Annotated in this window: 22 protein-coding genes and 1 pseudogene; 15 read left to right on the top strand and 8 right to left on the bottom strand. The window is 55.3% G+C overall.

The features are described from left to right. Positions 1 to 64 precede the first annotated feature (64 nt). Positions 65 to 1,252: a CynX/NimT family MFS transporter gene (locus FFI90_RS13840; RefSeq protein WP_144778646.1), complete on the top strand. Its 1,188-nt coding sequence runs from the start codon at positions 65 to 67 to the stop codon at positions 1,250 to 1,252. Positions 1,253 to 1,266: 14 nt separating this feature from the next. Here the strand turns inward: FFI90_RS13840 and FFI90_RS13835 are convergent, their stop codons facing one another. Further along, entirely contained in the window at positions 1,267 to 1,503 is a 237-nt protein-coding gene (locus FFI90_RS13835; protein WP_144778645.1) for a hypothetical protein, read from the bottom strand. Positions 1,504 to 1,698: 195 nt separating this feature from the next. On the opposite strand from FFI90_RS13835, the gene FFI90_RS13830 reads away from it, so the two are divergent. Genes FFI90_RS13830 through FFI90_RS13820 form a run of 3 tightly spaced genes read left to right on the top strand, consistent with a single transcriptional unit; the run spans position 1,699 to position 8,027 of the window. After that, positions 1,699 to 4,935, top strand: a complete 3,237-nt coding sequence (locus FFI90_RS13830; protein WP_144778644.1) for a CHASE domain-containing protein — start codon at positions 1,699 to 1,701, stop codon at positions 4,933 to 4,935. 4 nt (positions 4,936 to 4,939) lie between these two features. Further along, positions 4,940 to 5,851 (top strand): GGDEF domain-containing protein, encoded by a 912-nt coding sequence (locus FFI90_RS13825; protein ID WP_144778643.1) that lies wholly within the window; start codon positions 4,940 to 4,942, stop codon positions 5,849 to 5,851. Continuing rightward, a complete protein-coding gene (locus tag FFI90_RS13820; RefSeq protein ID WP_186317989.1) occupies positions 5,832 to 8,027 on the top strand; it encodes a putative bifunctional diguanylate cyclase/phosphodiesterase in 2,196 nt (731 codons plus the stop codon). Before FFI90_RS13825 ends, FFI90_RS13820 begins: the two co-directional genes overlap by 20 nt. Before the next feature lie 76 nt (positions 8,028 to 8,103). On the opposite strand, the gene FFI90_RS13815 is transcribed toward FFI90_RS13820, so the two are convergent. Then, positions 8,104 to 8,694 (bottom strand): phenylacetic acid degradation protein PaaY, encoded by a 591-nt coding sequence (locus tag FFI90_RS13815; RefSeq protein ID WP_144778641.1) that lies wholly within the window; start codon positions 8,692 to 8,694, stop codon positions 8,104 to 8,106. 466 nt (positions 8,695 to 9,160) lie between these two features. Here FFI90_RS13815 and paaG point away from each other — a divergent pair, with 466 nt between their 5' ends. The 11 genes from paaG to paaZ all read left to right on the top strand — a co-directional run bounded on the left by paaG (position 9,161) and on the right by paaZ (position 20,669). Continuing rightward, positions 9,161 to 9,952, top strand: a complete 792-nt coding sequence (paaG, locus tag FFI90_RS13810) for a 2-(1,2-epoxy-1,2-dihydrophenyl)acetyl-CoA isomerase PaaG (protein WP_144778640.1) — start codon at positions 9,161 to 9,163, stop codon at positions 9,950 to 9,952. A gap of 2 nt (positions 9,953 to 9,954) precedes the next feature. After that, positions 9,955 to 11,475 (top strand): 3-hydroxyacyl-CoA dehydrogenase PaaH, encoded by a 1,521-nt coding sequence (paaH, locus tag FFI90_RS13805; RefSeq protein ID WP_144778639.1) that lies wholly within the window; start codon positions 9,955 to 9,957, stop codon positions 11,473 to 11,475. Continuing rightward, positions 11,472 to 11,930 carry a hydroxyphenylacetyl-CoA thioesterase PaaI gene (gene paaI, locus FFI90_RS13800; protein WP_144778638.1) on the top strand — a complete coding sequence of 153 codons (459 nt, stop codon included), beginning with the start codon at positions 11,472 to 11,474 and terminating at the stop codon, positions 11,928 to 11,930. The genes paaH and paaI overlap by 4 nt, the downstream gene beginning before the upstream one ends. Continuing rightward, positions 11,927 to 13,174, top strand: coding sequence for a 3-oxoadipyl-CoA thiolase (pcaF, locus tag FFI90_RS13795; protein WP_144778637.1), 1,248 nt, complete (start codon positions 11,927 to 11,929; stop codon positions 13,172 to 13,174). Before paaI ends, pcaF begins: the two co-directional genes overlap by 4 nt. A gap of 103 nt (positions 13,175 to 13,277) precedes the next feature. Further along, positions 13,278 to 14,585 carry a phenylacetate--CoA ligase PaaK gene (paaK, locus tag FFI90_RS13790; RefSeq protein WP_144778636.1) on the top strand — a complete coding sequence of 436 codons (1,308 nt, stop codon included), beginning with the start codon at positions 13,278 to 13,280 and terminating at the stop codon, positions 14,583 to 14,585. 271 nt (positions 14,586 to 14,856) lie between these two features. Beyond that, entirely contained in the window at positions 14,857 to 15,852 is a 996-nt protein-coding gene (paaA, locus tag FFI90_RS13785) for a 1,2-phenylacetyl-CoA epoxidase subunit PaaA (protein ID WP_144778635.1), read from the top strand. Positions 15,853 to 15,867: 15 nt separating this feature from the next. Beyond that, on the top strand, positions 15,868 to 16,149 hold the full coding sequence (paaB, locus tag FFI90_RS13780) for a 1,2-phenylacetyl-CoA epoxidase subunit PaaB (protein ID WP_071267358.1): 282 nt from the start codon (positions 15,868 to 15,870) through the stop codon (positions 16,147 to 16,149). Between the two features lie 10 nt (positions 16,150 to 16,159). After that, a complete protein-coding gene (paaC, locus tag FFI90_RS13775; protein ID WP_144778634.1) occupies positions 16,160 to 16,924 on the top strand; it encodes a 1,2-phenylacetyl-CoA epoxidase subunit PaaC in 765 nt (254 codons plus the stop codon). 31 nt (positions 16,925 to 16,955) lie between these two features. After that, positions 16,956 to 17,513, top strand: a complete 558-nt coding sequence (gene paaD / locus FFI90_RS13770) for a 1,2-phenylacetyl-CoA epoxidase subunit PaaD (protein ID WP_144778633.1) — start codon at positions 16,956 to 16,958, stop codon at positions 17,511 to 17,513. Between the two features lie 13 nt (positions 17,514 to 17,526). Further along, positions 17,527 to 18,603 (top strand): 1,2-phenylacetyl-CoA epoxidase subunit PaaE, encoded by a 1,077-nt coding sequence (gene paaE / locus FFI90_RS13765; protein WP_144778632.1) that lies wholly within the window; start codon positions 17,527 to 17,529, stop codon positions 18,601 to 18,603. 20 nt (positions 18,604 to 18,623) lie between these two features. After that, positions 18,624 to 20,669: a phenylacetic acid degradation bifunctional protein PaaZ gene (paaZ, locus tag FFI90_RS13760; RefSeq protein WP_144778631.1), complete on the top strand. Its 2,046-nt coding sequence runs from the start codon at positions 18,624 to 18,626 to the stop codon at positions 20,667 to 20,669. Positions 20,670 to 20,734: 65 nt separating this feature from the next. Here paaZ and FFI90_RS20350 read toward each other — a convergent pair whose 3' ends face one another. The 6 genes and pseudogenes from FFI90_RS20350 to FFI90_RS13735 form a co-directional block, all read right to left on the bottom strand. Next, positions 20,735 to 21,439, bottom strand: coding sequence for an ABC transporter ATP-binding protein (locus FFI90_RS20350; protein WP_246123596.1), 705 nt, complete (start codon positions 21,437 to 21,439; stop codon positions 20,735 to 20,737). Positions 21,440 to 21,649: 210 nt separating this feature from the next. Next, a pseudogene (locus tag FFI90_RS20345) lies at positions 21,650 to 22,099 on the bottom strand (hemerythrin domain-containing protein); the annotation flags it as partial. Between the two features lie 21 nt (positions 22,100 to 22,120). Next, positions 22,121 to 22,879 (bottom strand): ABC transporter ATP-binding protein, encoded by a 759-nt coding sequence (locus FFI90_RS13750; protein ID WP_144778629.1) that lies wholly within the window; start codon positions 22,877 to 22,879, stop codon positions 22,121 to 22,123. Next, positions 22,876 to 23,883, bottom strand: a complete 1,008-nt coding sequence (locus FFI90_RS13745) for a branched-chain amino acid ABC transporter permease (protein ID WP_144778628.1) — start codon at positions 23,881 to 23,883, stop codon at positions 22,876 to 22,878. Before FFI90_RS13745 ends, FFI90_RS13750 begins: the two co-directional genes overlap by 4 nt. Then, positions 23,883 to 24,758, bottom strand: a complete 876-nt coding sequence (locus FFI90_RS13740; RefSeq protein WP_144778627.1) for a branched-chain amino acid ABC transporter permease — start codon at positions 24,756 to 24,758, stop codon at positions 23,883 to 23,885. The genes FFI90_RS13745 and FFI90_RS13740 overlap by 1 nt, the downstream gene beginning before the upstream one ends. A 78-nt stretch (positions 24,759 to 24,836) precedes the next feature. Further along, positions 24,837 to 25,997, bottom strand: a complete 1,161-nt coding sequence (locus FFI90_RS13735; protein WP_144778626.1) for an ABC transporter substrate-binding protein — start codon at positions 25,995 to 25,997, stop codon at positions 24,837 to 24,839. Positions 25,998 to 26,098 lie beyond the last annotated feature (101 nt).

The raw sequence follows: 26,098 nt of genomic DNA, 5'->3' as shown, positions 1-26,098 counted from the left end.
CGATCAGTGAGGTGTTCCATAAAGGGTGTTGATCACCAACCCTTGCCGAATCAAGTTGACACCAATGAGCAGAAAAACCAGCCACCAACAATCCCGCAACACCATCATGATGTTCGTGGGCATGATGCTGGTCGCTCTCAACCTGCGTCCGGCACTGACCAGTGTCGGGCCGGTGCTCAAAACTATTGGCGATAGTCTGTCGCTGTCATCCATCGGCCAGGGGGTGCTTACCACACTGCCCGTGCTGCTTCTGGGCCTTGCCGCTCCGATTGCTCCGCGAGCTGCGCGTAAGCTCGGCATGGAGCGGTCCGTGTTGGTTGCACTCATACTCCTCGGCATGGCTCTGATTGCACGTCCTTACCTCGGCGTCAGTGGTTTGTTCCTGGGCACCGCAGTCGCCGGCGGATGCATTGGCGTAATGAGCGTTCTGCTACCGGGAATCGTCAAACGCGACTTTCCTGAATCAGCAAGTCTGATGACCGGTATTTATACGGCTGCACTGTGCACCGGTGCGGCCGTGGCAGCCGGCTCGACTGAGCCGCTGCGTATAGCATTTGGCAATGCCTGGCACCCCGCTCTGGCATTCTGGGCAATACCCGCATTGATTGCGGCCGCCGCCTGGTGGCTTCAGCTTGATGGCAAGCACACCCCGAAAACGCCCCACACGCCAACCACTTCGCTGTTCAAAGACAAGCTGGCCTGGCAAATCGCTTTCTATATGGGGCTGCAGTCATCGTTGGCGTATACGGTATTCGGTTGGCTACCGACAATTCTTCAGGACCGGGGGCTTGAGGCGGTTGACGCCGGGCTCGCCCTGTCGGTATCGATTCTCGTGCAAGTGCCAACGGCTATTGCGGTGCCCTGGGTAGCTAGCCACATGCGCGATCAGCGCTTTATGCTGGTGCTGGTGATGCTGGCGATACTCGTCGGAATTGGTGGAAGCATTTACGCGCCCATCGAAGGAATCTGGCTTTGGGTTGTTGTGCTTGGCCTGGGCCAGGGAGGTTCATTCAGCATAGCACTCACCTTACTCGCTGTAAGAGCCCGCGATGCAGACACCGCCGCGCGCTTATCTGGTATGGCACAGAGCGTCGGCTACACCATGGCGGCGCTAGGCCCCTTGTTTGTGGGCGTTCTGCACGAGACCTTTAACAATTGGAACCTTACCGGCGTATTCCTTGGCCTGATCGCCGTTGGCGCCATCGTTGCCGGGCTGGGAGCCGGCCGCCAGCTTTATGTGTTGGACCACTGAGCAGGTCCACGGGATTATTGGGTGCCATCGCCCCTGACACCTAATCGGTCCAGATAAACGTGCAGCTCGGCTTCACTCATATCCACGTACTCCAAGACCCGACCATAAAGCATGACGGTGGGAACATTGCGCCCGTTGCGCTCCTTTTGAGTCTCATGTATCAGGTATAGAATAAGCCTCTCTGTGCGGGTCAGCCCATCACGCACATCTGGAATAACTTCCAGAAGGCTTTGCCATTGTTCGGGATCCATAATCACCTTTTTAATCCACGCCGCTATAAATGAAGCGCCATGATTGCACCTGGCCTGATTAGCGTACTGGCTGAAAGCGACCGCTTCACAAATCCTCTCAGTTCGCGGTAACTTATTGTCGAGCTATAACTTTTGCGTAATCTCGGCTAGTGTGGCTTATCGTATATAAACCCATCACTGAGGCCAGACCAGTATATGGTAAAACTCCGGGGCGCTGCTGCTCAAATAAAAAACCTGCACTGGGTAGTGGTCGGCCTTTCCTTGCTGCTGACCATCACAGCCTGGCAATTTTCTGCACAAATTGCCGATGCCAGGGCTGAAGACCAGTTTGACCAGAGGGTTCAGCAGCTCAATGGGTTATTGATGGACCGGATGCAAAAATACGAGCTTGCTCTGCTTTCCGGGGTCGGCACCATCCGCGCAAACGACGGCGACATTTCACGCACTCAATGGCAGCGCTTCGCAGAGTCACTTGCAGTACAAGACCGTTTACCAGGAGTGAGCGGAATCGGCGTTATTAAAAGGGTGCCGGAAAGTAATCTTGAATCCTATCTTGCGAAAGAACGACAAGAACGCCCGGGTTTTCGCGTTCACCCGCCCCATACAGGAACCGACTTTTGGCCCATCACCTATCTTGAGCCCTTAGCCGGAAACGAAGCTGCCATCGGCCTTGACATGGCCCATGAGTCAAACCGTTTCACGGCTGCTCTAAAGGCCATGCGCACTGGCGAGACTCAGATTACCGGCCCGATAGCGCTGGTGCAGGACGACGAAAAGAAGCCGGGCTTTTTATTTTTTCGCCCTTTCTACCGCACTCCGGAAGCAGGACAACAAGAAGACAAGGAAGCGGATTTCCTGGGCCTTGTGTACGCACCGTTTATTGTCTCCCGGCTAATGGAAGGCACCCTGGCAAATACTAACCGACTACTGCATTTTCGAATCAGCGATGGCGAACACCAGCTATATAGCGAATTCAGTGAAACAACAGAGAACAACTACGACACCTCGCCTATGTTTCAGGCTTCTTACCCTCTGGATATATACGGCCGGGAATGGAAGTTTGATGTCCAGACAACGCAGCTTTTCGAAAAGTACAACGTAAGCAGGCTACCCACAGCTATTCTTTTAAGCGGCCTGACTATAAACGGGTTGATACTGGCCGCATTCATGTTGCTGTCGAACGCAAAACGGCGGGTAGAACAGGAAGTCATAGAGAAAACCGCTGAGCTCAACATGCAGAAGCTGGAGGCGGAGTCTGCCGTTAAGGTGAAAACAGCATTTCTCGCAAACATGAGCCACGAAATCCGTACGCCTATGAACGCCGTTATCGGCATGCTTGTGCTGTTAAAAGAAGCCCCACTCAACGACTACTCGCGGCGTTTGGTAAGCAAAGCGTTTTCAGCATCAGAGGTTTTGCTACAGCTTTTAAACGACATTCTGGATCTGTCGAGAATCGAGGCAGATCACATAGAGCTGGATTATAAGCCGTTTGAAATTGAGGCTCTTGTCCAGCGCAGCGTTGAGTTATTTGCCATTGTTGCCGAAGAGAAAGGTCTGAAACTGCGCGTTAACATCGCGCCGTCCACACCCAGGCGTGTAACAGGTGACCTAATGCGAATCTCTCAGATATGCACCAACCTGGTCGGTAACGCAATCAAGTTTACCCACGAAGGCAGCGTGAGCGTGAGCATCGGGTTTAGCGGCAGTGACAACACTCATGGGACGCTCAAAATCACGGTAAAGGATACGGGTATCGGCATCAGGGAAGAGGACCAACAGCGGGTTTTCGAGAATTTTCGCCAGGCCGACGAATCCACTAGCCGAGTTTTCGGTGGGTCAGGTCTTGGCTTGGCAATCAGCAGCCATCTTGCCCAGCTGATGGGCGCGACGCTCACGCTGGAAAGTGCTGAAAACCGGGGATCCAAATTTACACTCATGATTCCTGTTGATCTGGCCGAGAACGAACGAAGCATCGGTACTCGTCATGTTTCCAGCCCTATCCGGGTCTATCACTATGGGATGAAGCATAACCTTTGCCTCCTGGAGGCCTACCGGGAACACTGGTCTCTGGAACTGATACCGGCTAAAACTCTGCAGGAGATCAAGTCGGTATTGGCAAACATACCCAGTAATACAGACACCAAACCTTCGATGGTTATTGTCGATATGGAAACTATCGACACAGACCTCATCAAAGCATTCGTGCAGGAACTATTGGGAGCTTCGGAGCAGTATTTTCTGAAGGGGCTTCTTTTGGTTGTTCCCGCTGGTTTCAAACGTGACTGGATGATCGAGTTTCAGGACGCTGGCGGGCGGCTTGCATTCGAACCTTTGACACCCTCCAAGCTTTTTGAACAACTGGCACCACAGCAGCTGGAGGAACACACGGTTATATCTGCCCCCCACCTTTTATACCAAAATCTGAAAGCGTTGATCGTCGATGACGTACAGTTGAATTGCGAAATCGTTGCAAGCTATCTAAGCTCTTTGGGGGTGGACTCGACGTCTGTCCATAACGGAGCTCAGGCCATGCACCAGCTTGAAACCCACTCGTTTGATCTCGTTCTTATGGATCTGCACCTGGATGGTGAAACCGGACAGGATATTGTCAGTCAGATTCGAAGCCATGAGAGCATCACTCAGCCGGTTATCGCAGCTCTCTCCGCATCGATCTCAGAGCATGATCGCAGCAGCTCTTACGCCGCTGGTATGGACGACTACCTCACCAAGCCCGTTCTTCCCGGAGATATTCAGAGGCTGCTGCAAGCTTTTTTCAAAGAACATGCTACTTCCAGCCCAAAACCAGCCCCGGCCAGGTCGACAACTCGACCGGAACACGCCCCCAAGACGGGTTTACCTGGGTTCATTTCCCAACCTGTTTACCAGACTATGTTCGGAGCCGACCCGGCCCTCTTCAACCGGTGCATGCGCAGTTTTTTGGCCAGTTCCACAGAAATGACCGCTGACATCGAACGCTGTCTACAGCTTAATGACCCGAGAGAAACCAAAGCGATTGCTCACAAAATAAAAGGGGCTGCGGCGAACATCGCCAATACGGAGTTGGTGAACGTTGCAGAGCGGGTTGAAAAAGCCGCTGAATCAGGCCAGTCACTACCTGGCCCCGAGGCACTTCTGACAACGCTTCGGGAGCATGTTCAGTTGCTATCTGAAATAGCCTGGACTACGGAAACCCCAGCCCTGGCCGATAATATTCGAAGAGAGCCGATCAACCACACCATTACGCGAATGGCGCAGCGGCTGGGTAACAACCGTATTGCGAGCGACAGTGATATTGATCGGGTGCTGGAGTTTCTGCGCGAGAACAACAAAACCATCCTTGCATCCCGGCTAAGCCGGGCACTTGAAACCTACAAATTTAAAGAAGCAACGGATCTGCTATCGAAGATCGAACGTGAAAGCCAGGACAGCTAGCCCGATGGACATAAATAGCGCACCCACGGTGCTAATTGTAGAAGATGAACCCGTCGGCATTGCCAGCCTTGCTGGCATTCTGGGGGGCGCCTGCGAATTGATCATCAGCCAGAGCCTTGCGGAAGCAAGACGGCTTCTGTCTGATGAAATAGATATCGTGCTTCTCGATCTGTACCTGCCGGATGGTTCCGGGCTTAATTTTCTGAACGAACTGAGAGCTTCGGAACTGTATGCCTACGTGCCCGTAGTCTGCATTTCTGCTTCTGACCAGATACAGGATATTGAAGAGGCCTTCCGGCATGGCGCAACAGACTATGTACTGAAACCGTTCAACAAAACCATCTTAAGCGCCAAAGTATCTACGTTTATTGACCTGAAACGTAAAACAGACATGCTGGCAGAAGCAGCGCTGACTGATCCGTTAACGGGTATTGGCAATCGGCGCCTGTTCAATCAACAGCTTGATCTGGAGTGGCGACGAGCCCGGCGCCAGGACAACTCCATTGGGCTGATATTGGTTGATCTGGATCATTTCAAACAGATCAACGATAGGTATGGTCACGCCCAAGGCGACTTATGCCTGCAAAAGCTCGCAACCATCATGAACTCCAGTTTTGCCAGAGCCGGAGAAGTCATTGCACGCCTCGGTGGTGACGAGTTTGTCGCACTCATACCCGGGGCGAATTTGCACAGCACGATAACGGCAGCAAACAATTTTGCCAAAGCTGTGCACACAGAACTCCACAATTGCCTGCAATTCGCGAAAACCTATACACCCTTTACTTTATCCATAGGTTGCACAGCGTTTCAGCCGTCGTCTTTATCGAGTACTGCCGAATTAATTGAAGCCGCAGACAAGAGCCTTTACGAAGCCAAGGAAGATGGAGGGCGCAATTGTGTCAGACCCCTACTTTGAGGTACCCAGGGAAAATGGGTCAGATGTTTTCAGGCCGGGCGGCAGCCCGAAGATCCTGGTCGTTGACGATGAACCCACTAATATTCGCGTCCTGACAGACGCACTCAGTCGGGACTACGATCTGATTGTTGCATCCAGTGCCTCCGAGGCCATGGATATTCTTGAGCAAGGCGACAAGCCCCACCTCATCCTGCTGGATGTAATGATGCCCGGAACGGATGGGCTTCAGATGTGCCGCAACCTGAAAGCCAGGCGCGATTTACAACATGTACCGGTCATATTTATCACTGCTCTGAGCGACCCGGAATCAGAAGAAAAGGGATTTGAAGCCGGTGCCGTTGACTATATCCATAAGCCGATTCGCTTGCCCGCGGTCAGAGCCCGGGTGCGCACGCACATCTCCCTCAGTGGAATGCTTGACCACATCACGACACTCAATCAGACGCTCAATGAACAGCTTGAACAGCTCAACAGCTCCGATCAGCACAATAGAAATCTGTTCGAGAGAGTTTTCATGGCAACCTCGGAAGGCATCATCCTCCTGGATGCCAACAATATGATAATAGCGGTTAACGCAGCGTTTTCCCGCATTACAGGATACTCCGAGAAAGACGTACTCAATGCCAGTTACGCACACCTGAGCAAAGACACTGATACTCCCCAGAGCCTGGATAGTATCCGCGCGTATCTGGGTGATCATGACCATTGGTCTGGAGAGCTCTATAGTCGCCGAAAATCCGGAGAACTCTATCCTGAGCTTCGGGCAATCAGCACCATTCGCTCACATAATAATGAAATCACACACTACGTTATCGTTTTTAATGACATTTCCAGCGTAAAGGAAACAGAGCAGCGGTTAGAAGAACTGAAGTGGCGCGACCCGGTTACTGGTCTGTCGAACCGTGCCCTTTTTCTGAATCAGTTGGGTACCGTGCTGAAGTTCTGTAATCGTGGCAGGGTATCAACCGCAGTCCTCGTTATCGATATCAACAACTTTCGCTATATCAACGAAACCTACGGTTTCAAATGCGGTGACCAAGTAATCAGAGAGTTCGCCAAGCGCCTGCGCAGTGCTATTTTCGCAGACGACTCCATAGCCAGGCTCTCCGGTGACGAATTCAGCATAGTTCTCGCCCCTAAACGGTGGACTATTGATGACGCATATCGGGTTGTTCTAGCGCTGTACGATCGCATCCAGAACAGCCTCGCTGAGCCCATCCACAATGAGCACAGTCCTGACCTGCGTCTCGAGGTAACCGTTGGGGCAGCCTTATACCCCACTGAAAGCTCAAACTCGCCATCTTCCGTACTCCAACACGCCGAAACGGCACACCGCAGTGCGAAGGCGGCTAACCGGCCCATCGCCATTTTTGAAGATTCAATGAGCGATCAAATACGTCACCAGCTGAAGATTGAATCGGAACTAAACCGGGCGCTTGAACAGGATCAACTGGTGCTGTTCGCACAACCCCAGTTTTCACCTGACAGGGTTCTCTGCGCGCTGGAAATCCTGATCCGCTGGGATCATCCTGAACGCGGCCTCCTGGGCCCGGGTGAGTTCATTCCACACGCGGAAAATTCCCGACAGATTATAAAAATCGAACGCTGGGTTCTGCGCAAAACGCTGGAGAAAATGAGTGCGTTGCATCGCATCAACCCCACTATCCAATGTGCCGTCAATATTTCCATAAAACACTTCGCGGAAGATGATTTTGTGGAAGCAATAGAGCGCGCGTTATCCAACTCCGGGTTCCCCGCAGAGCTGCTTATATTAGAGCTCACAGAAAGCGTATCGGCTGACGACCTGGACAAAGTTGTGCAAAAAATGAAAGATATCAGCAGCCTGGGATGCTCTTTCTCGCTGGACGATTTTGGGACAGGTTATTCCTCACTGTCGCGGTTGCGGCGCCTTCCCATATCTGAGGTCAAGATCGACCGGAGCTTTGTGCTGTCAGCACCAGATGAGCCCATGGCTGCCAACATTGTAGAGATGGTCGTACGGATCGGCGAAACCATGGGAGTTCGGGTTGTTGCGGAGGGCGTGGAAACCCATGTCCATGCAGACTTTCTGGCTTCACGCCACCCTCATGTATACCTGCAAGGCTTTTTTTTCGGGGTTCCAAAGCCCATTGACGTTTTTTTGGAGGCCCCGGACGTAAACATCGTTCCGGAATGACGAAAGCCGGTCAGAGGGACTTGCTGGCAACCCCGCAGCCGTTTTCGCTCGGCACAGGGGCCATGGCAGCAGGCGACTACCGGTCCTTCAGGTCATGCCCATCAATCTGCAGCTTCGGTCGATCAGCATCCACCTCGGCCAGCGGCGCGCACTCCCGCATGTTTTCCAGGCACCGGCGCGTCAATGTCTGATATTCCCGGGTGCCACGCTGCTTCCAACTAACTTCTTTGTCGCTCAGCTGGCGTAGCACTTTTGCTGGCGAACCTACGATCAGCGAGGCCGGTTCGCAGCTGAAGCCACTTTTTACGAAGGCGGCAGCACCCACAATGGAGCGAGCAGCAATAACAGCCTCATCCATCACCACAGCATTCATTCCCACCATGGCGTCTTCCTCTATTACGCAACCGTGCAAAACGGCGCCGTGTCCTATATGGCCATTGCGCCGGATAACCGCGTCCCGGCCAGGGAAGGCATGCACCACGCAAGTATCCTGCAGGTTTGCACCCTGTTCCATCACTATACGGCCAAAATCACCGCGTAAAGACGCGCAAGGCCCGACATAGCAGTCCGGCCCAACATGCACATCGCCAATAAGCACGGCGGTAGGGTGCACGTAGGCCGATGGATGTACCACAGGGGTTACACCATCAATCCGGTAAAAGGGCATAAAGTGCTCCTCATAACATGTTTGTTTTTTTGTATTTTAGGCTACTTTTTCTGTATCAGAACAGATAGTACACGGCTTACACGGTGACAGGGCCCGTTATGGTGTCTTTCACGCTCACCTAAGACTAAAGGCTAATAAAAAAAATAACCATAAAAATCATAAATCTACAGGCGCCCGAATTAACCTCCTCTTAACGTGATACAAAAACCTGGATTGAGATTCTTGACCGGTATCAATTCGAACCTATACTCTTTCCAGAAATCAATGAGGCGGAACACCGTCCTGCGGAAGTCGCCTTGATAACCATCAGGCCTTACCGACAAACCCTTAGAACAACGCAACGCCGGAACCGCCATACCACAGATACGGCTCCCGGAAGAGCCGGATCACGGCGATTATCTGTCTGGTTAAAACACCCGCCCGAAGCGACCAAACCGGGTTCCACTGCTAAAACAAGGATTATTCCATGACCGAGCAGAGTGTGCTTCTCGATATCGACCAGGGAATTGCCAAAGTTACCCTGAACCGCCCCAAGAGCCTCAACAGCTTTAACGTTGAGATGCACGAGCAGATGCGCGCCGCGCTGAAGACCATTCGCAACGATCATAGCGTGCGGGTCATGCTGCTCACGGGCAATGGCCGCGGTTTCTGTGCCGGACAGGACCTCTCGGATCGCAACGTAAACCCGGGCGCCGAAGCGCCGGACCTGGGGTACTCCATTGAGACTTACTACAACCCGATGCTGCAGGCGATTCGGGATCTTCCGATGCCGGTTATCTGTGCCGTTAACGGCGTTGCCGCCGGCGCGGGTGCGAACATTGCGCTCGCCTGCGACATCACGCTTGCAGCTCGCTCCGCGAACTTTGTACAGGCTTTTTGCAAAATCGGCCTTATCCCGGACTCGGGCGGCACCTGGACCTTGCCACGGACTGTCGGAATGGCCCGGGCAAAAGGCCTGGCCATGCTGGGCGACAAACTTGGCGCTGAAACAGCGGAACAGTGGGGCATGATCTGGAAGTGTGTAGAAGACGACGCACTGCAGGATGAAGCCATGAAACTGGCCCGCCATTTCGCCAGCCAACCCACCAAAGGTCTGGCGATGATCAAACGCGCCCTGCACGCGAGTACCGACAACAGTTTTGAGGAACAGGTGTTGTTAGAACGGGATCTTCAGCGAGAGGCTGGGCGCACCGACGACTACCGTGAAGGCGTTGCTGCTTTCATGGAGAAGCGCGCACCTGAATTCAAGGGGAACTGAGAATGCAAGCACTTGCTACCGGTACACCCGTTGCCGTTATCGGCGCCGGCGCCATGGGTTCCGGCATTGCCCAGGTAGCGGCACAGGCGGGCCATGAGGTTTTTCTACTCGATCAGCGAGACGGCGCGGCTGAAACTGGCCGGCAGGGTATTGCCAAACAGCTGCAACGCCGGGTTGATAAAGGAAAGATGGATCAGCCAGCGCTCGACGCTCTTCTGGGTCGCATCAAGCCAGTCAAGGAACTCAGCGAGCTTGCAAAAGCCGGTTTGGTGATCGAAGCCATCGTTGAAGATCTCGACATCAAGCGCAGCCTGCTGGCGGACCTCGAGGAAGTGTGCGGGGACAGCACCATTCTGGCCACCAACACCTCTTCCATATCCGTGACAGCTCTGGGCGCCCAGATGAAGCACCCCGGGCGCCTTGTGGGCATGCATTTCTTTAACCCTGCGCCATTGATGGCGCTGGTAGAGGTTATCAAAGGCCTGGCCACCAACGACGAGATCGCAAAGCGCGTATACGCAACGGCAGCCCAGTGGGGCAAAAAACCGGTTACTGCCACTTCAACACCCGGCTTTATTGTTAACCGGGTAGCACGGCCTTTTTACGCTGAAAGTCTGCGCCTGCTGCAGGAACAGACAACAGACAGCGCGACCCTGGACGCCATCGTGCGTGAAGCCGGGGGCTTTCGTATGGGGCCGTTCGAACTGACCGACCTTATTGGCCACGACGTAAACTATGCAGTGACCTCCTCGGTTTTCAATTCCTACTACCAGGACACCCGCTTTTTGCCTTCTCTGGTGCAAAAAGAACTGGTTGAAGCTGGCCGCCTGGGCCGCAAGAGTGGCCGGGGCTTTTACAACTATGCCGAGGGCTCGCAAAAGCCGGAGCCTGCCACCGTCGAATCCATGCACAGTGGTGCAGACACATTGATTGTGGAAGGCAACCCGGGCCCGCTGGCCGCACTTGTTGCCCGCCTGAGCGAAAGCGGGCTCAAGATCATCGAACGGGACGGCCCCGGCCGCCTGCAGTTTGGCGAGGCTGTGCTTGCACTGACCGACGGCCGCTTGGCCACCGAACGCGCAGCAGCTGAAGCCTGCAACAATCTGATTCTTCTGGACCTGGCATTTGACTATGCCAACGCCAGCCGCCTCGCTGTCGCTTCTGCCGATCAGGCGTCTTCACAAGCTACAAACGACGCTTGTGCCCTGCTGCAAAAAGCCGGCATTGCCGTAAGCCAGATCGCCGACCGCCCGGGTCTGGTGGTTATGCGCACCGTTGCGACACTGGCCAATGAAGCTGCGGACGCGGCCCTCCAAGGAGTGGCGTCTGTCAGCGACATAGATCTTGCCATGAAGGCTGGTCTTAACTACCCGGAAGGTCCGCTGCGCTGGAGTGACAGTCTCGGCTTGGGCCTCGTACACACGGTGTTGACAAACATTCAACAAAGCTACGGCGAAGACCGCTATCGGCCAGCTTTGCTGTTGCGGAAAAACCGGTTTGCTGAAAAAGGGTTCTACTCATGAGCAACGAACACCACGCCCCCGATGCGCAAAAACTGGCACAGGACTGCGCCCAATCCATGTACGACCGGGATCAAGCCAGCCGCAATCTGGGCATGAAAATTACCCACGTATCCCCTGGCAAGGCTACGGTCACCATGCCGGTCACCAGCATCATGATTCAAGGTCACGGCTCCTGCCATGGTGGCTACCTGTTCACCCTGGCAGATTCGGCCTTTGCCTTCGCCTGCAATAGCTACAACAAAGCCACGGTGGCGTCCGGCTGCTCCATTGAATACATGCTCGGTGCCCGTGAGGGCGATCTACTCACAGCCAACGCGGTCGAACAGTCCCGAGGCAACCGCACCGGTGTGTACGACATTACTGTCACCAACCAGAACGGCCATGTAATAGCCCTGTTTCGCGGTAAGTCCTATCAGGTTCGCGGCGAAGTTATCCAGTCGGAGAATGATCAATGAGCAACGAAAAACGCCTGCACGATGCCTACATAGTTGACGCGGTACGCACACCCATTGGTCGCTACGGTGGGACTCTGGCAAACGTACGCGCCGACGACCTTGGCGCCATCCCCATGAAGGCACTGAAAGAACGCCACAGTGAACTGGACTGGACAGCTATCGACGACGTGCTCTACGGCTGCGCCAACCAGGCCGGCGAAGACAACCGCGACGTAGCTCGTATGTCATTGCTGCTGGCAGGTTTACCGATTGATGTTCCGGGCGCGACCATAAACCGCCTGTGCGGTTCCGGTATGGACGCCATCGGCAGCGCTGCCCGCGCTTTGCGCACGGGTGAAGCCGGCCTGATGCTGGCAGGTGGAGTGGAATCCATGTCACGCGCACCTTTCGTGATGGGCAAGGCCGATTCCGCTTTCAGCCGTAAAGCCGAAATGTTCGACACCACCATCGGCTGGCGCTTCGTTAACCCGTTGCTGAAAAAGCAGTACGGCATTGATTCAATGCCCGAGACAGCCGAGAACGTCGCCGCTGACTTCAGTATTTCCCGTGAAGATCAGGATGCTTTCGCCTTGCGCAGCCAGCAACGCACCGCTGCAGCTCAGAAAGCGGGCCGTTTTGATAATGAAATCGTGCCGGTAAGCGTGCCCCGCCGCAAGCAGGATCCGCTCGTTGTTGATACCGATGAACACCCCCGGGAAACCAGTCTGGAAAAACTCTCGAGCCTGGGGACACCCTTCCGTGAAAACGGCAGCGTCACCGCGGGCAACGCGTCCGGCGTAAACGACGGCGCCTGCGCCCTGTTACTGGCCAGCGGCGATGCCCTGAAGCAGCACAATCTGAAGCCCCGCGCCCGGGTTGTCGCCATGGCCACTGCCGGTGTTGAGCCGCGCATCATGGGCATGGGCCCCGCGCCAGCTACTCGCAAAGTGTTGAAAACCGCAGGCCTTGAACTGGCCGATATGGACGTGATCGAGCTTAACGAAGCCTTCGCCGCCCAGGCACTGGCCGTACTGCGCGATCTGGGCCTGCCAGATGACGCCGAACACGTAAACCCGAACGGTGGCGCCATTGCTCTGGGCCACCCTCTGGGCATGAGTGGGGCACGCCTGGTCACCACCGCGCTGAATGAGCTGGAGCGCCGTCACCAGAATGGCCAAAGCGCCCGTTATGCGCTATGCACCATGTGCATCGGTGTAGGTCAGGGCATTGCGCTGATTATCGAGCGCGTCGACAGCGCAGAGTGATTGAAGGGTGATTGAAGCGGCCTGGGCAATCCCGAGCCGGTAACACGAACTGAAACTTGCCCGGCTGCAAACCGGAGCGACAAGAACAAGACAGGAAGCAACCATGAATCTACCCATGCATAAACTCGGAAAACTCGACCGGATGGAAACGGCCAGCGTGGACGAACTGCGCCATGAGCAGCTGCAACGCCTGCGCTGGAGCGTTTGGCATGCTTATACCAACGTGCCGCATTACCGCAAAGCGTTTGACGCCATTGGCCTGAAGCCGATGGACATCAACAGCCTGGAAGACATCGCCAAGATTCCCTTTACCGGCAAAGACGATCTGCGGGAAAACTACCCGTTTAACATGTTTGCAGTACCCATGAAAAAAGTCGTCCGGGTACACGCATCCAGCGGCACCACCGGCAAACCCACCGTCGTGGGCTACACCCAGAGTGATATCGAAACCTGGGCCGACATAGTCGCGCGTTCCATCCGCGCCGGCGGCGGCAGCGCCGGGGACAAGATTCATATTGCTTATGGTTATGGCCTGTTCACCGGCGGTCTCGGTGCCCACTACGGTGCCGAGCGCCTCGGCTGTACCGTTATCCCCATGTCGGGTGGCCAGACCGAGAAACAGGTACAGCTGATCAAGGATTTTGAGCCCGACATCATCATGGTCACGCCCTCCTACATGCTGAACATTGCGGATGAAATAGACCGCCAGGGCATTGACCCCAAAAAGCTGCCACTGCGTCTGGGCATTTTCGGGGCCGAGCCCTGGACTAACGAAATGCGCACAGAGCTGGAGGACCGTCTCGACATCCAGGCGCTTGATATCTACGGCCTTTCGGAAGTTATGGGTCCTGGCGTTGGCATGGAGTGTCTGGAGACCAAAGATGGCCCGACTATCTGGGAAGACCATTTCTATCCGGAAATCATCAATCCGGAAACTGGCGAAGTGCTGCCAGATGGCGAGTACGGCGAGCTTGTGTTCACCTCCCTAACCAAAGTGGCCATGCCGGTATTGCGTTATCGCACCCGTGATCTGACCCGCCTGCTACCGGGCACGGCGCGCCCCATGCGCCGCATCGACAAGATCACCGGTCGCAGCGACGACATGCTGATTATCCGTGGCGTCAACGTATTCCCCACCCAGATTGAAGAACAGGTACTGAAGTGCCGAGCCCTGGCGCCTCACTATGAAATCGTGATTTATAAAAAGGGCAACCTGGACTGCGTTGATGTTCGGGTCGAACTGAAAGCGGGTGCAGAAGGCGAAAACATCAAGGAAAACGCCGCCAAAGAGCTGGGGCATCATATCAAGTCTTACATCGGCATAAGCACCACCGTCGAGGTGCATGACACAGGCACTCTGAGCCGCTCAGAAGGCAAAGCGAAGCACGTATTTGACCGTCGCAAGGAATGAAACACGTGATCGGGTGGTGCACGCCACCCGGTCATTTATTTTTTCTTGGTGTTTGACCAAACCCAAAGCAATCATTAATCGGAAACTGTTAGCTGTTGTTTTTCAACAGGTTAATCGTCCGACAAAAGTCTTACAACACGAACATGATACAAAATACGATTCCTTGATATTTATTCAGTATCATATAGTATGAAGTCATAGCCTGCGATTCGTCGCGGTGCACTGCCGTATACAGACAGCAGACCAAAACAAGTCAGATTCGGAGAGAGTTATGTACGCACAGATGGTTGATACCGGTACAAAGCGCCTCAAGACCCTGGAAGAGATGTCTCCCGAAGAAAGGGACTTCCAGGAAAAGGTAGACGCCGAAACCAAAATCGAAGCCAAGAACTGGATGCCCGACGGCTATCGGAAAACGCTGGTTCGCCAGATTTCCCAGCACGCCCACTCGGAAATCGTCGGCATGCTGCCGGAAGGCAACTGGGTCACCCGCGCACCTACGCTCAAGCGCAAGCTGCAGCTGATGGCCAAGATTCAGGACGAAGCCGGCCATGGCCTGTACCTGTATAGCGCCATGGAAACTCTGGGCGCTGATCGCGACGAGGAAATCCAGAAGCTGCACGACGGCAAAGCCAAGTACTCGAGCATCTTCAACTACCCGACCCTGAACTGGGCGGATATGGGTGCAGTAGGCTGGCTGGTTGATGGCGCGGCTATCGTGAACCAGGTGGTTCTGCAACGCACATCTTATGGCCCCTACTCCCGCGCCATGGTTCGCATCTGCAAGGAAGAGAGCTTTCACCAGCGCCAAGGCTATCAAATCCTGCTGGACATGATGCGCGAAGGCACCCAGGAACAGAAGGATATGGTGCAGGACGCCATTAACCGCCTGTGGTGGCCGGCGCTGATGATGTTCGGCCCGCACGATGACGAGTCCCCGAACTCCCAACAGTCCATGGTCTGGAAGATCAAACGCAAGAGTAACGACGAGCTGCGCCAGATGTTCATTGATCAAACCATTCCACAGCTCGAATTCCTGGGCTGCACAGTGCCTGACCCGGATCTGAAGTGGAACGAGGAAAGCGGCCACTATGATTTCGGTGAGATCAACTGGAAAGAGTTCTACGACGTGCTAAAGGGCGATGGCCCCTGCAACCATGAGCGGATTTCCACTCGCCGCAAAGCAATTGACGAAGGCGCATGGGTACGGGAAGCCGCCGTTGCCTACGCCGCAAAACAAAAACAGCGCGCAGCCAAAGCCGCGTAAACAGGAGAAATGACAATGTCAGAATGGCGCCTTTACGAAGTTTTCGTTCGCAGCAAGCACGGCCTTAACCACAAGCACGTGGGTAGCGTGCACGCGGCCGACAATGAGATGGCCATGGAAAACGCCCGCGAGCTGTACACCCGTCGTAACGAAGGGGTGAGCATCTGGGTGGTTCCGTCTGAAACCATCACAGCCTCCGCATCGGACGAGAAAGAAATTTTGTTCGATCCATCTGAAGACAAGGTTTACCGGCACGCTTCGTTCTACAAGCTGCCTGACGAAGTCGGGCACATGTAAGGAGCGACCCATGACACAGCAACAAGTTTTACAGGAATACCTGCTACGCCTGGCGGACTCCGACATGATTCTGGGCCAGCGTCTCAGCGAATTGACGGGCAAGGCCCCGGCTGTTGAAGAAGAACTGGCAGTGATGAACGTGGCGCTCGACCTGGTGGGCCAGGCCCGCAACTGGTACGAGTACGCCGCCGAACTGATCGACGACGGCCGCGACGCCGACAAACTGGTCTTTCTGCGGGATGCTCACGACTATCGCAACCTGCTGATGGTGGAGCAGCCGAATGACGACTACGCCGTCACCATGGCTCGCCAGTTTTTCTTCGATGTGTGGCACTACTTCACAATGAAAAGCCTGGTGAACGCCAGCGATGAGCGTGTTGCCAATATTGCAGCCAAGGCCGTTAAAGAGGCGACCTATCACCTGCGCCGCTCTTCCGAATGGGTGAAGCGCATGGGTGACGGCACCGAGGAAAGCCACCGTCGCATTCAGGATGCCTTCAACCTGTTATGGCGCTTCACCGGTGAGCTGGTAACTCCGGATGAAATCGACCACGCCATGTTCAAGGCAGGCATTGGCCCTGACCCTGAGCAATTGAAGCAGGACTGGTTCGGCATGGTCCGCGAAGTCGCAGCACAGGCCACCTTGACAACCGGCGAGGAAGACGCCTGGATGTACATGGGCGGCAAACGCGGCGAGCACACCGAACACCTGGGGCACATCCTGGCCGTGATGCAGTTCCTGCCTCGCGCCTACCCGGATGCGACCACCTGGTAAACCGGTCTGATTAACACAGGGGAGACTTCCGGTGAATGAACGTGAACCATCGTCTGTAGACGTACTGATTGCCAGCGACCGGGTACCGTCCAACGCCCATCCGGAACTGCTGACAGAAGACGCCATCTGGGCCTTGCTGGATAACGTCAAAGATCCGGAAGTCCCTGCGGTCAGCGTAGTGGAGCTGGGCATCGTTCGCAGCCTGAGCTGGGATGGCAAACACCTGAGCGTGGATGTAACACCCACCTACTCCGGCTGCCCCGCAACCGAGCTGATTGAAGAGCTGATCGAGGAGGCCCTGCGCGCAGCCGGCATTCGCGACCCGCAAATCAATCGCGTACTAACGCCGGCCTGGACCACAGACTGGATAACCGGGGAAGGCCGGGAAAAACTCCGGGCTTTTGGCATAGCACCGCCCCAGGGCAGTGCCAGCAAAATGAGCCTTCTGGGCGCCGATGAAGTGATTGCTTGCCCACTTTGCGGCAGCGAGAACAGCGAGCGTCTCAGCGAATTTGGCTCTACTGCTTGCAAGGCGCTTTATCGTTGCCTTGATTGCCGTGAACCTTTCGACTACTTCAAATGCATATAGAGCCGATACGATCATGAATAAATTCTACTCACTGGCCCTCAAAGAGGTCAGGCCGGAAACAAGAAACGCCGTATCCCTGTGCTTTGACCTGCCCGCCGATGTGGCGGAAAAATTCAAGTACAAGCAAGGTCAGCACCTTGTGGTGCGCACCCAGGTGGACGGCGAAGAAGTGCGCCGTACCTACTCCATTTGCTCAAGCGTTAATGACCAAGAGCTGCGCATCGCCATCAAGCGTGTGCCCGGTGGCGTATTTTCCAGCTTTGCCAACGAGCAACTGAAGCCTGGCTCCACGTTGGACGTTATGCCGCCGCAAGGTCATTTCTCCATTGATCTGGACCCCGAACGTGAAGGCAACTATCTGGCGGTTGCCGCAGGCAGTGGCATCACACCGATCCTGTCCATCATCAAAACCACGCTGGAAACCGAGCCCAAGAGCCAGTTCACCCTGTTCTACGGTAACAAGGGCACCAGCAGCACCATGTTCCGGGATCAGCTGCAGGATCTGAAAAACGAATACATGACCCGCTTCAACCTGGTGTATATCTTCACCCGGGAGGAGCAGGACATAGACCTGTACAACGGTCGCATTGATGGTAAGAAATGTGACCAGCTGTTTGATCACTGGATTGACGCCAAGAACCTGACTGGCGCATTTCTCTGTGGCCCCCAGATGCTGACCGAAACCGTGCGTGATTCACTGGAGCGCCACGGCCTCGACAAGTCAAAAGTTCACTTTGAACTCTTTACGCCCGCCGGCGGTGTGCCCCAAGCACGCAAAGACCGCGCAGAGACCAAAATCGATCCGCAAGCTGTCAGCGTTGTGACGGTGAAAGCTGATGGCCGCTCGTTGACCTTCGATCTTGTACGCGACACCAAAAGCATCCTTGATGCCGGTAACGCCGAAGGTGCCGATCTTCCCTACTCCTGCAAAGCCGGCGTGTGCTCCACCTGCCGCGCCAAGGTCGTGGAAGGCGAAGTGGAGATGGATCAGAACTTTGCCCTGGAAGACTACGAAGTGGACGCAGGCTACGTGTTGTCGTGCCAGTGCTACCCCGTCAGTGACAAGGTCACTCTCGACTACGACGAATAGACATTCTGGAGTTTTTGTACATGTCAGTTCTCAAGAGTTTTATTGCCGGTGAATGGATTGGCGGGCAGCAGGCAAAAGCGCTGCCCAGCGCCATTAACGGCGAGATCGTTGCACACACCCACAACGATACTCTGGATTTCAAAAAGGCCGTTGAATACGGCCGCAAGGTCGGCGGGAAAACCTTGCTGGCCATGGATTTTCAGGAACGCGCCCTGGCCCTGAAAGCCATGGCGATGTACCTGCAGGAGCACAAAAAAGAGCTCTACGCCCTCTCGATGCACACCGGTTCCAGCAAAGCGGATAACGGTATTGATATCGATGGCGGCTTCGGCACGCTGTTTTCCTACGCCAGCATGGGCCGCCGCGAACTGCCATCCGGCAACGTGGTACACGAAGGCCCGGTAACGCCGCTTGGCAAGAACAACCACTTCGCCGGCACCCACATTATGGTGCCCCGTGGCGGTGTAGCCGTACATATCGACGCTTACAACTTCCCGGTGTGGGGCATGCTGGAAAAGTTTGCGCCCACATTCTTGGCGGGCATGCCCTCCATTGTGAAGCCTGCGACGTCCACCTGCTACGTCACCGAACTGGCCGTGCGCCTGATGCACGAATCCGGCGCTCTGCCAGAAGGCAGTCTGCAGTTGATCATTGGTAGCACCGGCGATCTGTTCGAGCATCTGGAAGAGCAGGATGTGGTTACGTTTACCGGCTCGGCCAAAACCGCTCGCATGCTGCGTGTTCACCCCAACATTATCAACCGCTCCATTCCGTTCAATGCCGAAGCTGACTCGCTAAACAGTGCGGTTCTTGCGCCGGATGTAACACCGGAACACGAAGAGTTTGATCTGTTTGTACGGGAAGTTGGCCGCGAAATGGTGGCAAAAGCCGGGCAGAAATGTACCGCAATTCGCCGGGTAATGGTGCCTCAGGAACACGTGCAGGCGGTGTGCGACAAGCTCAAAGAGCGGCTATCAAAAATCACCATCGGCGATCCTTCGGTCGAAGGCGTACGCATGGGCGCTCTGGCATCGATCGATCAGCTGGAAGACGTCAAAGCCAACATTCAGGAACTGCTGAAAACCAGTGAACTGATTATCGGCGGCGACGGCAGCTTCAAGCCTACCGGAGAAGGCACGGAAAAAGGCGCGTTCATTGAGCCGCACCTGCTGCTGTGCCGTAACCCCGAAAATGGCTGTGGCGCTCACGACATAGAGGCCTTTGGCCCGGTTGCCACGGTTATTCCCTACAACACTCTGGACGAAGCGGTTGAGCTGGTCGCCAAGGGCCGCGGTTCGCTGGTTACCACAGTAACCACCCGCGACCCGGTCACGATTGCCAAACTGGCACCGGCGCTGGCTGCCTACCACGGCCGCCTGCACTTGCTGGATGCGGAAGCGGCAAAAGAGTCCACCGGCCACGGCTCTCCCCTGCCGATGCTCAAGCACGGTGGCCCGGGGCGCGCTGGTGGTGGTGAAGAGCTTGGCGGCATCCGCGCGGTGTTCCATTACCTGCAGCGCACAGCCATTCAAGGCTCGCCCACCATGCTGGCCGCCGTTACCGGCGAGTACATTCGTGGGGCGAAGGTTATAGAGAACGACATACACCCGTTCCGCTATCACTTCGAAGACCTGCAGATCGGCCAGTCACTACTGACCCATCGCCGTACCGTCACTGAAGCAGATCTGGTGAATTTCGGCTGCCTGTCTGGCGATCATTTCTACATGCACTTTGATGAGATTGCAGCCAGGAACAGCCAGTTCGGCAAACGCATTGCACACGGCTATTTCGTGCTGTCTGCAGCAGCCGGTATGTTCGTGCATCCGGCCGAAGGCCCGGTACTGGCGAACTACGGCCTGGACACGCTGCGTTTCATTGAGCCGGTAGCACCGGGCGATACCATTCGCGCCCGCCTGACCTGCAAGCGCAAGATCGATCAGGGCCGCACATCTCCGGACGGCCACCCGCAAGGCGTGGTTGTTTGGGATGTGCAGGTCACCAATCAGGAAGACGAGCTGGTTGCCAGCTACGATATTCTGACTCTGGTTGCCAAGAAGCCGGAATAATTCTTCCGGCCATAAAAAAACCGCCAGCAGCTTCACGCTCTGGCGGTTTTTTTGTACCTGTCACATCACATACCCAGATACGCCTCACGTACTTTCTCGTTACTCAGCAGCTCACGACCCGAGCCTTCTATGACCACCCGGCCTGTCTCCAGCACGTAACCACGATCAGCAAGTGCAAGCGCCTGGGAGGCGTTCTGTTCCACCAGAAAGATGGTCATGCCTTCGTTTTTGAGCTCTTTGACGATATTGAAAATCTCTTCAATGATCAGCGGCGCCAGCCCCATGCTCGGCTCGTCCAGCAGCAACAGTCTGGGCTTTGCCATCAGCGCGCGGCCCATGGCCAGCATCTGTTGCTGCCCACCGGACAGCTCACCCGCCAGGTTTCGACGCTTCTGCCGCAGTATGGGGAATTTCTCATACATGCGCTCAATATCGCCTTCCACTTCCGGGCTGCGCCCACGAGTGTAGGCGCCCAACAGCAAGTTGTCTTCAACGCTCAGATCCTTGAACACCTGCCGGCCTTCGGGTACCTGCACAATGCCATTGGCAACCCGCTGATCCGTGCTCATTTTCAGCAGGTCTTTGCCCTCAAAGTTAATACTGCCGCTGTCTGTCGGCTGCAGGCCCGAAATCGTCATCAGCAACGTCGACTTGCCCGCACCGTTGGCACCCACCAAAGAAACAATTTCGCCGCTGTTGATACGGATATCAACGCCGTGAAGCGCTTCAATCTGGCCATAGGAGGTTTTCAGGCCCTTGATGGAGAGCATTTCCTCTGTGGCGCGCTGTGCAGATCTTCGCGGCACGTGGTGCAGCCCCAGGCCGCCCAGACGTTCCGGGGTATAACTCACAATGCGATGGCGTAGCTCGCGGAATTCGTCCCGCACCCGCTCACCAAACAACGGATCGTTGGACTGGTCCCGGGATTCCGTAATCAGGCGCCAATCGTCTTCATTCAGGAGCTTGCGCGCCCGGGGAATGATCACGCCTTCTTCTTTCTTGATGTGTTTGCGTAAGGCCTCGGTAAACCTTGCCAGCGCGTGACTGAAGTCTTCCCGACCATCGGGCCATTGTTCCATGCACACCATTAAAAGATGGCGCAACTCGTTAATCTTTTCATCGCCAATCACGTAACCATGCGCCAGCTTGTCCAGCAGCGGCTTGGTTTCCGGCGACTTTTCCCCCAGAACTCGGTACAGCACTATCTCGTCGGGAGAGCTGTGTACTCTCCGGGCAAAATGCTGCACGTAATCGAAGATCGTGCTGAACAGCGTTTCATCAGGCCGCTGCTCGTTGATGTTCATGTCGTGCTGGAGCTGATCCAGCAGATCCAGTATGCGCCAGAGGGCCTGATGTTCCTGAACAATGGTGCTGATGGCTTGCAGGCTGTAACTGTCTTCAGGCGCAACGTTGGTCGGTGTCTGTGTCATTATGGTTATTCCTCGCTCCGTTTAACCGCCCAGATAGGCTGCAATCACGTCCGGGTTTTCACGAATCTGTTCCGGCGTACCTTCCGCCAGTACTCGCCCGTAGTTAAGCACCAGCAAGCGGTCGGAAATACCCATCACCAGCTTCATGTCATGCTCTACCAGCATCACGGTAATGCCCTGCTCGGCAATCTTGCGGATCAGTTCTTCCAGTGCAGCGGTCTCAACAGCGTTCAGGCCAGCTGCCGGCTCATCCAGCAACACGACCTTGGGCTCTGCGGCCAGTGCACGGGCAATTTCCAGACGTTTAAGCGCGCCATACGACATGGCCGAAGCTTCGGTATCGAGGTACTCTCCACACCCCACAAACTCCATCAGTTCAGCGGATTTCTCACGCGCGGCTTTTTCACCACGGGTGAGCGCTGGCAAGCGGAACAGTGTGGTCAGCAGATTGCTTTTCAGGGTCAGGTGCCGACCCAGCATCACGTTTTCAATGGCCGTCATGTTCATACAGATCTGCATCTGCTGAAACGTTCGGCACATGCCCCGCTCAGCCAACTGGTTGGGCTCGAGTTTCGCGATACTTTCGCCATTCAACTTCACCTCACCGCTGGTGGGCGTGTACAGGCCTGTGATCAGGTTGAACAGCGTGGTTTTACCGGCACCGTTAGGGCCAATAACCGAGTACACCTGGCCAGCATCCACCGAGAAACTTACGCCTTCAACGGCGTGCACACCGCCAAACGCCTTGGACAGATTATTGACTTCCACCAGAGCGGTCATGCGTCACCTCCGGCAGACTTCGAGCGTCGTTTTGCCAGCAGGTTTGCGGCGGTTGGCAACAGACCCTTGGGCATGAAAATCATGGTCAGCATCAGAATCAGACCAAACAAGACCATTTCCATCTCCTGAAAATCAGCCAGCAGTTGCGGCAACAGTTCCAGCACCACAGCGCCAATAATCACCCCGATCGTCGAGCCCATACCGCCCAGAACCACCATGGTGATCAACAGGATGGAAAAGTCGAAACTTGCTACAGAAGGCGTAATAAAACCCTGGAAGTGCCCGTAAAGCGCACCCATCACGCTGGCGTATACCGCTGAAATCACGAACACCAGGCTCTTGTACTTCGCGGTGTTTACACCCACCACACTGGCCGCAACTTCCGAGCCGTGAACGGAACGCAAGGCTCGGCCAATAGGCGAATCAATCAGGTTCTGGGCCAGCCAGACGGCAGCCAGAAGCACGACACCCGCAAACAGATACCAAGCGAGATCACCGCTGATGTCCATGCCAAACAGGGAATATTGTCCGAACGGGCTTAGCTCCCAACCAAACACGTCAAACGCAGGCACTGGCATGCCGTCCGGCCCGCCTGTTATTGCCCGTTCGTTGTTCAGAATGATCGCGATAATGAATCCCACCGCGAGGGTGGCCATCGAAAGATAATGGCCTTTCAAACGCAGAATCGGGCGGCCAACTGCCCACGCAATGATTGCAACGCCAACAGCCCCCACAATCAGAGCAGGAATGGCAGACCAACCATAGTTGCTGGTCATGATGGCGCTGAAGTAAGCACCCATACCGAAAAAGCCCGCGTGGCCAAGGCTGATCTGGCCGGCGAAACCCACAAGCAGGTTAAGGCCAACAACCGCACCGGCAATCAGCGCGATTTGCGTGGCCAGGCCATAGTGAAACGGGTTGGAGATGAACAGCGGTACGGCAAACACCACGATGGCCATAAACACCAGGCCTTTGAGACGGAATTGCGACAGTCGGGCCATCATCACACCCGCTCCACAACTTTGGCGCCAAACAGGCCCCTGGGCATGAAGAACAGCACCACAAGGATCATCGAGAACGCCACAGCATCCTTGTAGTCAGACGACAGGTAACCTGCAGCCATGGCTTCCACCACGCCAAGTGCCAAGCCACCGACTACGGCACCCATACCGCTGCCCAGGCCGCCAATGGCCGCTGCCACAAAGCCTTTAAGACCGAGGATGATACCTATGTCGTAAGAGGTAAAGGTAATCGGCGCTACTACGATACCGGCTACGGAGCCCAGCAATGCAGACACCATGAATGCCAGCATCAGCACTACCTGGGTACGAATGCCCACCAGGCGAGCGGCATCCTTGTTCATGGAGGTAGCAAGAATCGCCTTGCCGGTCAGCGTGCGGGTAAAGAAGTACACCAGCACTGCTACGAGCACCGCACCAACACCCAGCACCCACAGGCTCTGGCTGTTAAGCACGGCTCCAAAAATCTGTATTGGCTCGTCGCTGCTGAAGTTAGGCATTACATGGTATTCCTTGCCCCACACCAGCTGCGCCAGGCCGCGAATAAAAATGGACGCACCGATGGTAATAATGATCAGCGTAACCACATCCGCGTTTTTCGCGGGCGCGATCGCCAGGCGCTGAAGGGCAACGCCCAACACACCGGCAAGAACTACAGCAAGCACAATCGCGAGCAGCATGGGCACGCCCATGGCTGTCAAAGATACGGTCGCCATACCGCCAATCATCAGGAACTCGCCCTGGGCAAAGTTAATAACGTGGCTGGCGTTATAAATCAGGGTAAAGCCCAAAGCGATCAGGGCGTAGGTGGCACCAATGGTGATACCGGTAAACAGGTACTGCAGGAATTCAGAAAACATAATCGGGTCCGCTCGCGCAGCGGCAACCAGCCATCCTTTACGGACAACTGGTTACCTGTGGTACGGATAAGAATAGGCTTAGTTGATCAACTTCCAGCTGCCATCCTGAACTTCCAGGATGCGGAAGGATTCAGCTTCCAGGCCGTTGTGGTCTTCGGGTGACATATTAAAAGTACCCGTAACACCTACGTGACCCTGAATGCTCTCAAGCGCATCACGTACTGCGGCTTTGTCTGTGCTGCCCGCTTTCTCGATAGCTTCAACCGCCAGCATCAGGCCGTCATAGGCATAGGCACCGAAGGTAGACACCTTGGAGTCCCAGCGCGCTTCGTACTCGGTTTTGTAAGCCTCAACCACCGGCTTTTGTGGATCATCCGCTGGCAGCGACTCTGGTACCAGCAGGGGGGAAGCAGGCAATCTCAGGCCATCAGCACTACTGCCCGCCAGCTCCAGGAAGCCGTCAGAGGCGACACCGTGGGACTGGTAGAATGGCAGCTCAATACCCAGCTGGGCGTAGTTACGGGTAACGATAGCCGGTCCCTGGCCAAAACCGAAGTTAAGAATGGTCTGCACACCGTCGGTGCCGCGAATGTTGGTGAGCTGAGCAGTCATGTCAGTATCAGAACCGCCGTAGGTTTCGTCAGCAACAATCTCGATTCCACCCATTGCGCTGGCAGCTGCAAGAGTTTGCTCCCGACCTGAACTGCCAAAACCTCCGGTACCCGAGATCAGGCCAACTTTGGTCAGACCGCGCTCTTTCATATCAGTCAACACACGCTCTGCCGCCATACGATCCGTTTGCGGAGTTTTGAAAACCCACTTTTTAACCGGATCAGTGATAACAACCGCACCCGCCAGAGAAATGAAAGGAACACCCGCCTGCTCAACCATCGGCGCTGCCGCCATGGTGGCACCCGTGGTACTGCCACCTACAATAATATCCACTCGGTCAGAGCGGATCAGGCGACTTGCAAAGTTACGGGCTTTGGACGCGTTGCCCGCGTCATCATAATGAATAAGCTCAAGTTGACGACCCAGTACACCGCCTTCCTCGTTGATCTTTTCTACATACATTTCAAGGGTTTTCAGCTCAGGATCGCCCAGAAAAGAGGCAGGCCCGGTAACTGCAAGAAACGATCCAATACGAATGGGCTCAGCTGCCTGAACGTTCATGGCCAGCAAGCCGGCCGCTGCAATGGCCGCAAACTTACTTGCACGACGCGTGATATTTTTGAACATTTTTGTTGTTCTCCCAAGTGTGGTCAGGGCATTTTGGTTTTATAGGCCCCCGAATTTCCGAAAACAGAACGTTTTGCCTGCCAAAATGACACTTTCCGTAT

It is taken from the genome of Marinobacter maritimus, assembly GCF_007671675.1.
In the GTDB taxonomy this organism is placed as follows: Bacteria; Pseudomonadota; Gammaproteobacteria; order Pseudomonadales; family Oleiphilaceae; genus Marinobacter; species Marinobacter maritimus.
This window is presented reverse-complemented; position numbering and strand designations above follow the sequence as displayed.